The sequence below is a fragment of the Petrotoga olearia DSM 13574 genome (genome assembly GCF_002895525.1).
Lineage (GTDB): Bacteria > Thermotogota > Thermotogae > Petrotogales > Petrotogaceae > Petrotoga > Petrotoga olearia.
Genome location: NZ_AZRL01000004.1, coordinates 48,883 through 61,969, shown reverse-complemented (window position 1 = coordinate 61,969; position 13,087 = coordinate 48,883). Strand labels below are relative to the sequence as shown.

Below are 13,087 nucleotides of genomic sequence, written 5' to 3'. Positions count from 1 at the left end.
GTTAGGAGGGAAATAATAAATGCCTAAAGTATATATAAATGGCAATGAATTTGAGGCTTCCGAAAACGATACCGTCTTAACGGCTGTTCAAAAATTTGGGGGCTATATACCAACACTTTGTTATATGAACTTAAAGGATGTCAATATAGAAAATAAGCCTTCTTCATGTCGAGTCTGTATGGTTGAAATAGAGGGAAGAAGAACGTTGGCTCCTGCTTGTACAACACCAGTGTTTGAAGGAATTAAAATAAAGACACATTCGAGAATGGCGGTAGAAGCTCGAAGAACAGCCGTTCAATTGTTGTTATCCGATCATCCACAAGATTGTCTAAAATGTCCAAAAAATGGTGATTGCGAACTACAAAAAATTGCTGCTGAACTGCACGTTGTGAACAATCCTTACTTTGGGAAAACAGCTAATTATGATCAAGATATCTCTGCAGCGATAATTAGGGATCCTAACAAATGTATCATGTGCAGAAGATGCGAAACCATGTGTAACGATTTTCAAACGGTTGGTGTTCTCTCAGCAATAGACAGAGGTTTTGGCGCAGTTGTCAAACCTTCTTTTGACTTGCCTTTAGAAGAAACAACCTGTACATTCTGTGGACAATGCGCGGCTGTCTGTCCTACAGGGGCGTTAGTTGAGAGATCTTACATAGATGAAGTATGGAAAGAATTGGAGAATGAAGAGAAACATGTTGTAGTTCAAACCGCTCCTGCAGTGAGAGTAGCCTTAGCGGAAGAATTCGGTTACGAACCTGGAACTATTTCTACTGGGAAGATGGTTGGAGTTTTAAAACTAATGGGTTTTGATAAGGTCTTCGATACCAATTTTGGAGCAGATTTAACCATAATGGAGGAAGCCACCGAGTTCAAAGAAAGGTTAGAAAATGAAGGTTTTTTACCTATGTTGACCTCTTGTTGTCCTGGATGGGTTAAATTTATCGAACATCAATTCCCTAATTTGCTTGAGATGCCTTCTTCTGCGAAGTCCCCTCAACAGATGTTTGGGGCAATTGCAAAGAGTTATTACGCACAAAAAAATAATATTGATCCAAAAAATATAACCGTTGTATCTATAATGCCTTGTTTGGCAAAAAAATATGAAGCAGCTCGAGAAGAAATAAATGCCTCACCTGAATACAGGGATGTTGATTATGTATTGACTACTAGAGAACTGGCAAAAATGATCAAAGAAGCAGGAATTAATTTCAAAGCTGTCCCTGAAAGGGAGTACGACAGTCCTTTAGGAGAATCCACGGGCGCCGCGGCTATCTTTGGAAGAACAGGTGGAGTTGCAGAGGCGGCTTTAAGAACTGCTTATGAATGGATTACTGGAAGCGAGTTAAAAGCAGTTGAATTTGAACAGCTTCACGGGTATGAGTCTATAAGAGTTGCGGAAGTAGAATTAAATGGGAAAAAATTAAGAGTTGGAGTTGCTTATGGCTTGGGTAATGCACGAAAGCTTTTAGAAGATGTTCAATCTGGTAAGATAGAATTGCATTTAATCGAAATTATGGCTTGCCCAGGGGGATGTGTCGGAGGCGGTGGCCAACCATACCATCATGGTGATCTCAACGTTATTAAAAAGAGAATAGATGCTTTGAATGTTGTTGACAAATCAAAGATCATTCGAAAGTCCCATGAAAACCCGTCAATTGTTAGACTATACAACGAATATTTGGAAAAACCTGGAAGCGAAAAATCACATCAATTATTGCATACGCATTATATGGAAAGAGAATGGCTTTAAAAAAACTAAAGGCGGAGAAAATCCGCCTTTTCTGTTAATTAAATCCACACTTTAAAGGTTTTTATTTCGTAAGGAGTTATATTGAATACGATTTTATTATCTTTAAAGGTAAGTTCTTTTTCCTCTTGTTCAATTAAATTACATTCAACCGCTTTTTTTATACTTCTAAAAAATTCTATTTCCACTTCACTTTTTCTGCTTCCTTTACCTTCGAAAAGTCTAACAAGTACAGAGTCATCATCTTCTGCTTTTTTAATGGTTTCAATTACCACATCGGGATCGCTAATCTTAATAGAAGAAAAATTATCAGGAAGACTTCCCTCTTCGTTTTTTTCTAGCTTTTTAACTATGACAGGGTAGTTCAATTTGTATGATTCTTGTATTACTCGTGAATCTCTCCATGTTCCAGCGTGTGGTAAAAGAGAGTAAATGAATATATGTTCTGTTCTATCAGCGGTTTCATCGGGTTCGATTGGGGATCTGAGAAGAGTAAGCCTCATAACGTTTTCTTTTATATCGTATCCATGTTTACAATCGTTTAATAGTGAAACTCCGTAATTTGTTTCTGAAAGATCTGCCCACTTCTGTGCAGGGACTTCAAATTTAGCTATATCCCAACTCGTGTTGTTGGTCGTACTTCTTTCTATGTTACCAAATTGTATGTTGTAGGTGGCTTTTGTGCTCCTTATATTAACAGGAAAAGCTGTTTTTAGTAAAACTTGTCTCTCTTTCCAATCAACATATGTATCAAAATCGATCCTTCTTGTGTGGTTGTATACGATGACTCTTTGTTCGATAGTTGAGTCATAAAACCTCCAAGAGAATTTTAAAACGCCTTTTAAGGGGCTCTCTTCCTCCACTTTTGCTTCGATTAAATCTGTAACTTCTTTCATCTTTTCGTTGAAATAAGGAGAAATGTCCCATGCATCAAAAAAGTAAGGTTTATCTTCGAATGCTTGTAGTACATTTCCCAATTTCCCTTCTTCCAATACTTCCCTTTTATTTTCTTTATCGTATAACCTTTTAATCTGGCCCTTTTCGTTGAATTCAATTATATAGTACCTGTTTTCAATGTAATCTTCTTTTACAATCATTTTTTCATCAATTTGTCTTTGGTCCAAATTAGATACCGTAATACTTTTATAGCCAAAAGAGGGGATTCCTCTAACCAACGTTTTTTTACCGTTTTCTAGCTCTAAAATCTCGTCCCTTTCAAAGGCGGTGGTGTTGAATAATACTAAACTGTCTTCTTTGATCTTTATTTCCTTTGAAATCACAGAGATAGCTCTTTCAACCTCTTTGTTGGCTATCCCTTTTATCTTTTCAAAATCCTTTCTTGCGTCTTCATAAACTTCTCTTATTGAGGAACCTGGTAAAATATCGTGGAATTGGTTTAATAATAACAGTTCCCAACCTTCGATCAACGAATTTTTAGGATAGTCAAAATCTTTTAATAAATTCATGGCCATAGAATTTAAGAATTCTGCGTTATGGTACAATACTTCTGATTTTCTATTTTCCCTTTTCACAAAGGCTTGTGAAGTATACGTACCTCGGTGTAGTTCAAAGTACAACTCATCATCCCAAACTGGAACATTTTTATCTCTTATTCTTTCTTCCAATCTCTCAAAGTAGTCTTCTACTCTTCCCATCTCCACTTGAGGTAATCCTGGGATTCCTTTTATTGCTCGATAATTTTCAAACATTTCATATGTTGGACCTCCTCCCCCATCTCCCCAACCAAAGACAAGAAGTAATTCATCGTTTACATCTTTTTGTTTATAGTTATCCCATATTCCTTTTATCGTGAAGGGTTCCACCATACCGTTGTATGTGTAAAAGTAATTGTTTTTATCTGGAGTCGTAATAAAATGAGATAAGATTTTAGTACCGTCGATACCTTTCCACCAAAATGTATCGTATGGGAATTTGTTGATCTCATTCCAGCTTATTTTCGTTGTAGCAAAGTATTTCATTCCATTTTTCTTTATTATCTGAGGAAGGGCATAAGTGTAACCAAATGCATCAGGCAACCATACAACGTTAGAATCAATTCCAAACTCTTCTTTTAAGAACCTTTTCCCAAATAGTATCTGTCTTATCAAAAACTCACCTGGAGATATGTTAGAATCCGACTCTATCCACATACCACCGGTTGCTTCCCATCTGCCTTCTTTTATTTTTTCCTTTACTTTTTCATACAACTCAGGGTAATCATTTTTTAAGAGCTTATACAATGCCGGAGAAGAGTGCATAAATATATACTCTGGATACTCTTGCATTAGGTTGAGAACCGTCGAAAAGGTTCTTTGTGCTTTTTCTCTTGTATGTTGTACAGTCCAAAGCCATGCCATATCTATATGAGAATGCCCTGTCAAAACAACTTTTGGAGAATCCATTTTAAAATTGTTTAGTTTTTTCAATTCTTCTTGTAAAAAATTATAACTGTCTTTTATTGATTCATAGTATTCTTTGGATCGAGATTTTGTAAAATTGATTCTATTGTAAGAATCGTTTAAAATATGGAACAACTTTACTCTCACAATATCATTTTCACTGAGTTGTTCTATTGTGTCAAGAATATTCTTTGCGAGGAAATAGTACTTTTGTGAATATTTTTCTATTTTGTAAAGTTCCAAACCTGAAAACGTATAATTTAATTCACCTCTCAAACCAGTCCATGACCTTAAGTATACGTTCAATACATTTCCTTGCACAACCTTTGGCGATATTATAGCCTCTTTATGGTATTTATCGATACCTTGAAGGAATTGACCATTTACAAAGATTAAAGACTCAGGATAGTCAGGAATAACGTCCAGATCACCGTCTTTTTCCAAAGAAACCTTTAAAAAAAGCGGTTCTTTGTAAATATTCTCAGGTAACTTGATATTTTTTCTAAACCAAAATACCTTATCGTACCCTCCCCACTTTTCCTCATTTTCTATCTTTTTCCAGTCTATTGAACCGTTGAATTTTGGTTTGAATCTTCTTTCTTTGTCTTCAAAGTATTCCATTTGTTGAATTTTGAGAATACTGAAAAATTGTAATTTTTGAACTTCTCTTAATCCATTTTCTAACTTTTTCTTGTTTATATTTTCTAACATTTTTTATATCGACCTCCTAAATATCGACCTCATTAATGATAACACACAACTTTTGAAGGAAGGTAATGAAAATTTTGATAAGTAGTGGGCTTAATGAATAGAGTAAGCTTTAACAAAAATAAATAATTATTTAATCAACAAAACCCCGAATGAGGGTTTTTTGATCCACTTTTTTGTTAGTAAGTTTTATGATAAAATTTAGAAAGAATCATGTTACTTAATAATTTTATAAGAAGGTGAAGTTATCTATGAAAAGGTCCATACTGAATTTACTTTTTGTTGTTTTTATATTCGTTACGTTGTTTCCTTGGAGTGGACATGAGACGATGACTTATTATATGATTCAAGATTTGCCGAATATTGATAAAAAGGTTCTCATTACAGAATATTCATACGAAGAAGAGAGGCAATACAATTTAGAATATCTCAGTTTAACCGATGTAGCAGGAAAAAGAGAGTTCTTTTCTCCTAATGGGGATGGTGTATTTCCTCCAGATCCACCTCCAGTGGATAATAGTCTTCCAGTTTGGCAAATTTTAACAATATACTCTCCAGAGCCAGATAACGGAATGGACGAAGGTCTCGATCTAAGCCCACTTCAAGGTTTAATTGGCAACAGTCAGGGTGTTCGGCATATGCGTTATAAAATTGGATTTTTAAAGGCTTTTGAAGGTGACAAATCATTTCTCTATTTTGTTGAATTATCCAAACAGGCTTTTGAAAAAAATGACGAATATTGGGGATATAGATTTTTAGCTCGTGCACTTCATTATATTGAAGATCTTTCACAACCTTATCATAATGCCCCAGGTTCATTTTTTGAAATGATAGGAGCAGCTTTTAGCAAAAACATGTCAGGAAAACTTAACAATGCACACTATTTAATGGACGATTATTTAGTATATCTTTTGTATTATTCTGATAATGCTGCGAAAGAAATTATTTTGGGTGCAGAACCTATTTTTTTCGATAGTTACGAAGACTACGTTCAAGAAATCATGAACTATTCTCATAGTAAGTTTTCTTTGATTCATTCAGAAATCAAAGCCCAGTTTGGGGAAAGTTTAAACGATTATGTAACTATTGAACAAATTAGAAAGATGGATGAAGAAGGAAAATTGTCAAAACTTAAGGGAGAAACGCTGAGTATATTGTCTTATTCTTCTTCTATAATAAAAGGCTTCTTAATCGATTTTCTTGAATCAGTTGGTCAAATATAGTAAATTATATAGATATTGAAATTAAAGGAGATCTACTATTGTGAACCAAGATAAAATAATATTATAGTTAATCCAGTGGCGGGTGGGAGTAAAGCCCTAAAAGTGTGGACAAAAAAATCTATCCAATTTTGAAATTTTCCCGCAAAGACTAAAGGTTTTAAGTGGATTAATAATAGAGCGTTGATTGATCTGCTCCAAAAAAATATGAAAGTAAAAATAAAAAATTTAACGAATTTAATAATATAAGCAGGAGCTACAAGAGCTCCTGCTTTTGGAATTACTATTCTTTGCTTACCAATTTGGGAGGATAACCAATTTCATCCAATAAGTTTACTATTTTTTCAGGTTCTTGGAGTGTTTCAACTTCTACCTTTTTGTTTTCTAAATCAACCTTGAAATCTTGCACAACACCGGAAGACTTTAACTGCTTTTCTATGTTCATCTTGCAATGTTCACAAGACATATCTGGTACATCAAAGATGTATTTCATTGTTTCACCTCCTATAGTTTTTTTGTAATTCGACTGGAATTGTAAATTACGTTTATGGAACTGAATAACATGGCAATCTCTGCTATTGCTGGGTGAAGGATTGCTGTCATTGCCAAAGGTATTGCGATAATGTTGTAGAAGAATGCCCAGAATAAGTTTTGCTTGATTTTTTTAAAGGTTATTTCAGATATCTTTATTGCATCTATTACTTTTGAAATTTCTCCTTGACTTATTATTACATCCGCAGATTCTATTGCTAAATCCGTTCCGTTGCCTATTGCAATACCCATATCAGATGATTTTAAAGCGGCGGCATCATTTATTCCATCGCCTATCATAGCGACTCTTTTCCCTTCTATCTGATATTTTCTGACTATTTCTACTTTATTTTGAGGAGATATATTTGCAAAGACCTTATTAATTCCAACCTTTTTAGCAACGGCTCTGGCGGTGTTTTCGTTGTCACCTGTTACCATTATTGGTTCCATTCCCATTTCTTTTAATTTTTTTATAGCTTCTACTGCATCACTTTTAATCTCATCAGCGATTCTTATGTAGCCAACAATTTTTTCATTTTTACTTACTTCTATTACCGTTTCTGCGTTTTCCATAAATTCTTGGTAGGGTTTTGCATCACGTGGTTTACCGATATAATATTTATTGTTTTTGTATGTTCCAACGATTCCCTTGCCTGTTATTTCCTCTATTTCTTCAATTTTTATGTTCTGATTTTTAATATGTTCATGTGCGTATTCGACTATAGCCTTAGCCAAAGGGTGAGTAGAATTTTTCTCTATTTCTGAAATAATTAAAAATGTTTCATCATCTAAATTGTGTTCAATAACTGATGGTTGTCCTTTAGTTAAGGTTCCAGTTTTGTCCATGAGAATTGTATCTATATCTTTAGCCATTTGAATAGCTTCTCCATTTTTTATGATCAATCCTTTTTTGGCAGATACAGAACTTGCAGCCACAAGGGCCATAGGAGTTGCTAAGCCAAGTGCGCATGGGCACGCTATAACAAGGGTGGCAACAAACGAAAAAATTGCGGTAGATAGCGGACCGGCATCTGTAAGAACCCATGGAATGATATTTGAAGCGTTAATTAAAAAAGGTTGGAACGTTTCATATTGGAAAAACCAAAGGATACCACTTAGGACAGCTAAAGAAAAAACTGTCGGTATAAAATACAAGGTTATTCTGTCAGCTAGGGCTTGAATAGGTACTTTAGAGGATTGTGCCTCTTCTACAAGTTTAATCATTTGATTTAGGAATGTGTCTTCTCCAACTTTTTCAACTTTTATTTTTAAGAGTCCTGATTCGACTATTGTGCCACTCACCACGGAATCCTTCTCACCTTTTGATACAGGTAATGGTTCGCCACTTATCATAGATTCATTTATCGAAGCTTGTCCTTCTACGATAGCACCATCTAAAGGAATTTTTTCCCCGGTCCTTACCAGTATTAAATCACCTATTTTGACTGTGTCTATGGGTAATTCAACTACACCTTCATCAGTAATCACATTGGCTTTGTCAACTTTCATGGAAAGAAGGAGCTTTATTTCTCTTGAAGCGCTATGTTTCATCCTTGCTTCGATGTATCTCCCTATCAAATTCAATGTAATCAACATCGCTGCAATAGTACCAAAAGAAAGAATATCTAAACCTGCAATAGCTAAAAGGGTTGTTGCCCAAGCGGAAATAGCTCCAAGAGAAATTAATGTATCCATATTTGTATGGAGATGAGATAAAGCGATCCAGGCGCTTTTTAAAGTTTTTCTGCCCGGTATTAAGATTGTAGCACCTGCGCCGATTAACTCAATGAATAGCATAAAAGGAATATTCAATCCACTCATATTTAAGATCATGAGAACCATAAGAGGAATCGTGAAAGCTAATGAAAGATACATATCTTTCCGAGATTCTTTGAATCTTTTTTCTATCAAATCCTCAGTAGGCATTTCCTCAGAAACCTTATATCCAACGTCTGATACAGCCTTTTTAATTTTGGCCATTGGTATAGCTTCTTGTGATATTAATACAGCTTTTTCTGTCGCTAAATTCACAGAGACATATTTTACTCCATCTAATTTTTTCAGCGCCCTTTCTACATTTTTTACACATGTGGCGCATGTCATCCCCTGAACGCTGAATGAAACTTTATTATTTGGAGAAAAATTTTCTTTTGAATTTGCAGGTTCTAACGATTTTTCTTTAACTTCACTCATTTAATACACCACCTTTTCTACGTTTTTTTGAGATAATCGAAAACCTCTTCAAGTTCTTCTAACTTTACATTGATTTCTTCGGCATCTTTAGAAGACGTGGCATCTTTCACGCATGTTTCTATATGTTTTTTCAATATTTCTGAGTGAGCATTTTTTAAAAGGGAAATTGTGGCTAACAGTTGCTTAGATATATCAATACAGTATCTTTCGTCTTCAATCATTTTTATAGCTGCATCAATCTGTCCACGAGCTGTTTTCAGTTTTCTAAGAGCCTTTTCGTGTTTCATAAAATCGCCTCCTGTTTATCCATCCCTCCAGGGGAGGGTATAAAAATTATAAACTATTTTTATTACGCTCAAATTAATATGGATTGTCGAAACAGTAAATTTATAAAACTTATTAAAATAACGTTATTACTTGCTCATGAGTTACTAACTTGTGAGTTAGTAACTCATGAGTAAGTAACTCTAAAGTTAGTAATATTAAACCACAAAAACGATGTTTTGGCAAAAGATCTAAATTTTGTTTTAAATATACTATAAAAAATAATCAATAAAAAAGACGCCTTGTACAGACGTCTTGTATATTTTTCAACAACATCATTTTTTTATTTAAAAAGTAAACAATTCATTTGTTCATATAAAAATTCATGAGTATTTCTGCTACCTCGGCTCTTGTGAATTCTTTTGGTGGTTTTTCTCCTTTTGAAAGCATTTCTCTTACCTTTGTCCCACTAAGGAACACATGGTCTTCTTTTCCGTGTGGACATGTTTTTGCCGTTGCCATGTTTTCACACTTCTTGCAATAAAACGCATGTTCAAATTTTAGTGGCACTATCCCTATCTCTTCAGGCTTAAACTGGTCAAATATCTCTTGAGCTTCGTAAGTTCCATAGTAATCTCCAACACCTGCATGGTCTCTTCCTACAATAAAATGTGTACATCCATAGTTCTTTCTACATATTGCATGAAAGATGGCTTCTTTTGGACCGGCGTATCTCATGTTAACAGGGAATACCCCTAAAAATACCCTTTCTTTTGGGTAATACTTGTCCAGTATAACTTCGTAGGATTTCATCCTCACATCGGAAGGGATATCTTCCTCTTTGGTTTTTCCCACCAATGGGTTTAAGAACAAACCATCAACGATTTCAAGCGCTGTTTTCTGCAAATACTCGTGTGCCCTGTGTATGGGGTTTCTCGTTTGAAAGGCTACTATCGTCTTCCATCCCTTTTCAGAGAATAACTTTCTTGTATCTTTTGGATCGAATCTGAACTCTTGAAAGTTTTCGTGTTCTATTCTGTTGAGTAAGGTGATCTCCCCGCCTAATGCTATTTCTCCTTGTTCGTATAAAAACTTCACGCCAGGATGAGCATTATCTTGTGTTTTGTAAACTTTCAATGCCTCTTCTTCTTTCCTTCTTTCAAATTTTTCTTGAAGATGTAGTATGGCGTACTCTTTTGAATCTTCTTGGTTCTTTATCAATACATCTTCTCCCACTTTTAAGCCATCAGCAATCTCTTTTTTTACCGATAGAATTATTGGAATAGACCATACCGTTCCGTTAGATAACCTCATGTCGTTTAAAACGGAATCGTAATCTTCTTTTGTCATAAACCCTTCTAAAGGGCTGAATAAACCTGTTGCAATGTTTTCTAACTCAGATAGATCAAAATAAGTTACATCTACACTTTTCAACTCTTTAGACTTATTTAACCATTCTTTTTTTTCTTCTTCAGTAGCTATCTTGTTGACCAATTTTCCACCGTGTGGCTCAATCATTTTTTAGACCTCCATAATTGGGCGTTAAGGGATAAATCCCTTAAGATCCCCGAACGCATTTGCTACGCAAATGAGAATTAGGATGTTACTTCTAAAGCATTATAAAAGTGTTTTGCACAAATCAGCAAAAAACTTTTTGCACAAGACTGCAAAAGGATAAATCCCTTAAAAACCCTAAATTTAAAATCAAAACCATCTAAAAACATGGTTTGCATACTGCAACAAACAAAGGGTAAACCCCTTAAGATCCCCACGTTCATAATCAATGTTTATTTTAAAAAACTTTTTGCACAAGACTGCAAAAGGATAAATCCCTTAAGATCCCCGAACGCATTTGCTTCGCAAATGAGAATTAGGATGTTACTTCTAAAGCATTATGAAAAAACTTTTTGCATAAAACGGAAAAAGCTACGCAAATGAGAATTAGGATGTTGCTTCTAAAGCATTATGAAAAACCTTTTGCACAAATCAGCAATAAGCTTTTTGCACAAGACTGCAATCAGATAATATCTTTGTTTCTTAAATATTCAATAACCTTTTCAACCGATTCATCTATGCTTTCTAAATCGGTGTTCAAAATTAACTCAGGATTTTCGGGTTCTTCGTAGGGAGCAGAAATCCCGGTAAAATTTTTTATTTCTCCCTTTATCGCTTTTTCGTACATACCTTTTGGATCCCTGATTTTTAATTCATCAATAGGACATTTTACGTATATCTCAATAAATTCTCCGTCTTTTACTAGTTCTCTTACCCTCTGTCTATCTTTTTTGTATGGAGAAATGAATGCAGTCATGGTAATTATCCCAAGATCTGCAAATAACTTTGCAACCTCTCCTATCCTTCTAATATTTTCTTCTCTATCTTCTGGTGAGAATCCTAAATCACCATTTAAACCATGCCTGATATTGTCTCCATCCAAAACATACGACAATTTTCCCATTTTTAACAATCTTTCTTCCAATTCATGTGCTATGGTCGATTTTCCAGAACCAGATAATCCAGTAAACCAAAGGATGACTCCCTTTTGTCCTAAAAATCTTTCTCTATCTTCTTTTTTTATTTTCCCAGCATGCCATACAACATTCTCGCTCTTTTTTCTCTCCACTTTTATACCTCCTAAAGCTTAATCCATAATCCTTAATAAAAGCACTCTATCAAGAAGATTATACTCTAATTAGAGGGTACAGTCAAGTTAACACGCCAGATCATTTGCGGGGTTAGGTTAAAAACGGAAGCAAAATCCATTGTAGATAAAAAAATAAGGGCGATTGGATTCGCCCTTTTAGTAGTTATTGTACACTTTCAGCTAAAGATTGTTTAGCAATATTTACGTATTCATTGAACCCATCTGGATCGTTTACGGCAAGTTCAGAAAGCATTTTTCTGTTTATGTCGACGTTAGCCAATTTTAAACCATGAATTAACTCATTATACTTCAATCCTTGTGCTCTGGCAGCAGCATTGATTCGTGTTATCCAAAGGTTTCTGTAATCTCTTTTTTTGTTTTTTCTACCTGCATAAGAGTATTTTCCAGATTTATAATATTGTTGTTTTGCCAATGAATAACGTCTACCCACTGCACCTGAGTAACCTTTTGCCGCTTTTATATATTTTTTCTTTTTTTTGTGAGAACCAACAGATCTTTTAATTCTCATATTCTATACACTCCTTTAACTTAAGTTTAATTCAAATCATCATTTTAGTCCAAGTGATTTCTTAACTTTATCCGATATTTCCTTAGGTACTTCAACCTCTTTTTTAAGTCTTCTCATATGGCTGCTTTTCTTGAAGCCTGTATTATGCCCAACATTGTTTCTATGTCGAAGAATTTTTCCACTACTAGTGACTTTGAACCTTTTTTTTGCCGATCCTTTTGTTTTTAATTTAGGCATCTTGATTCCTCCTGATTTTTAGAATTATAGATTACTTATTTTTTGTCTTCAGTGATTGGTTCTAAAATAATATCCATATCTTTACCCAATAATTTTGCCCCTCGGGAAACTTTTGCTATATCAGATGTCTTGGATACCACTCTGTCAAGTATTTCCTTACCTTTTTCTTTAAAAAGTATATCTCTACCTAAGAACATAATTACTACTCTTACTTTATAGCCATCTTCTAAAAATTCCCTTATCTTTTTCAATTTGGTATTGAAGTCATGCTCATCGATTCTAAGTCTGAATTTCATCTCTTTAAGAACTTGCTTTTTTTGTTTTTTCTTAGCTAGTTTTTCCTTCTTCTCTTTTTCATAGATATATTTACCATAATCCATCATTCTGGCAACTGGAGGTTTGGCTTCAGGTGCCACCAACACCAAATCCACTCCGGATTGTTCGGCTAATTTTAACGCTTCTTTTGTTGACATCTCTCCTAATTTGTTTCCATCTTGATCTATTACCAGAACTTTTCTAGCTCTGATTTCTGCATTTTTAGCGACTTTATCGCTTATATACAATCACCTTCCTTATTTGACTAATAAAAAAAGAGTGACAGGTATGTCA

11 protein-coding genes are annotated in these 13,087 nt (G+C 34.5%); 2 read left to right on the top strand and 9 right to left on the bottom strand.

Annotation, left to right across the window (positions count from 1 at the left end):
- Nucleotides 1-19 precede the first annotated feature (19 nt).
- Entirely contained in the window at nucleotides 20-1,756 is a 1,737-nt protein-coding gene (locus X929_RS02025) for an NADH-dependent [FeFe] hydrogenase, group A6 (RefSeq protein ID WP_103066385.1), read from the top strand.
- Between the two features lie 38 nt (nucleotides 1,757-1,794).
- Here the strand turns inward: X929_RS02025 and X929_RS02020 are convergent, their stop codons facing one another.
- A complete protein-coding gene (locus tag X929_RS02020) occupies nucleotides 1,795-4,863 on the bottom strand; it encodes an alpha-mannosidase (protein WP_103066384.1) in 3,069 nt (1,022 codons plus the stop codon).
- Nucleotides 4,864-5,111: 248 nt separating this feature from the next.
- On the opposite strand from X929_RS02020, the gene X929_RS02015 reads away from it, so the two are divergent.
- On the top strand, nucleotides 5,112-6,083 hold the full coding sequence (locus tag X929_RS02015; RefSeq protein WP_103066383.1) for a phospholipase C/P1 nuclease family protein: 972 nt from the start codon (nucleotides 5,112-5,114) through the stop codon (nucleotides 6,081-6,083).
- Nucleotides 6,084-6,363: 280 nt separating this feature from the next.
- Here the strand turns inward: X929_RS02015 and X929_RS02010 are convergent, their stop codons facing one another.
- The 8 genes from X929_RS02010 to infC form a co-directional block, all read right to left on the bottom strand.
- Nucleotides 6,364-6,573, bottom strand: coding sequence for a heavy-metal-associated domain-containing protein (locus X929_RS02010; protein ID WP_103066382.1), 210 nt, complete (start codon nucleotides 6,571-6,573; stop codon nucleotides 6,364-6,366).
- Nucleotides 6,574-6,584: 11 nt separating this feature from the next.
- Entirely contained in the window at nucleotides 6,585-8,804 is a 2,220-nt protein-coding gene (locus X929_RS02005; RefSeq protein WP_103066381.1) for a heavy metal translocating P-type ATPase, read from the bottom strand.
- A gap of 17 nt (nucleotides 8,805-8,821) precedes the next feature.
- A complete protein-coding gene (locus tag X929_RS02000; protein ID WP_103066380.1) occupies nucleotides 8,822-9,091 on the bottom strand; it encodes a metal-sensing transcriptional repressor in 270 nt (89 codons plus the stop codon).
- Between the two features lie 340 nt (nucleotides 9,092-9,431).
- Nucleotides 9,432-10,586: a sulfate adenylyltransferase gene (sat, locus tag X929_RS01995; protein ID WP_103066379.1), complete on the bottom strand. Its 1,155-nt coding sequence runs from the start codon at nucleotides 10,584-10,586 to the stop codon at nucleotides 9,432-9,434.
- Between the two features lie 499 nt (nucleotides 10,587-11,085).
- On the bottom strand, nucleotides 11,086-11,691 hold the full coding sequence (gene cysC, locus X929_RS01990; protein WP_103066378.1) for an adenylyl-sulfate kinase: 606 nt from the start codon (nucleotides 11,689-11,691) through the stop codon (nucleotides 11,086-11,088).
- A 184-nt stretch (nucleotides 11,692-11,875) separates the two neighbouring features.
- A complete protein-coding gene (rplT, locus tag X929_RS01985) occupies nucleotides 11,876-12,241 on the bottom strand; it encodes a 50S ribosomal protein L20 (RefSeq protein WP_103066377.1) in 366 nt (121 codons plus the stop codon).
- A 39-nt stretch (nucleotides 12,242-12,280) separates the two neighbouring features.
- Nucleotides 12,281-12,478 (bottom strand): 50S ribosomal protein L35, encoded by a 198-nt coding sequence (gene rpmI, locus X929_RS01980; protein WP_103066376.1) that lies wholly within the window; start codon nucleotides 12,476-12,478, stop codon nucleotides 12,281-12,283.
- A 35-nt stretch (nucleotides 12,479-12,513) separates the two neighbouring features.
- Nucleotides 12,514-13,041 (bottom strand): translation initiation factor IF-3, encoded by a 528-nt coding sequence (infC, locus tag X929_RS01975; RefSeq protein ID WP_103066375.1) that lies wholly within the window; start codon nucleotides 13,039-13,041, stop codon nucleotides 12,514-12,516.
- Nucleotides 13,042-13,087 lie beyond the last annotated feature (46 nt).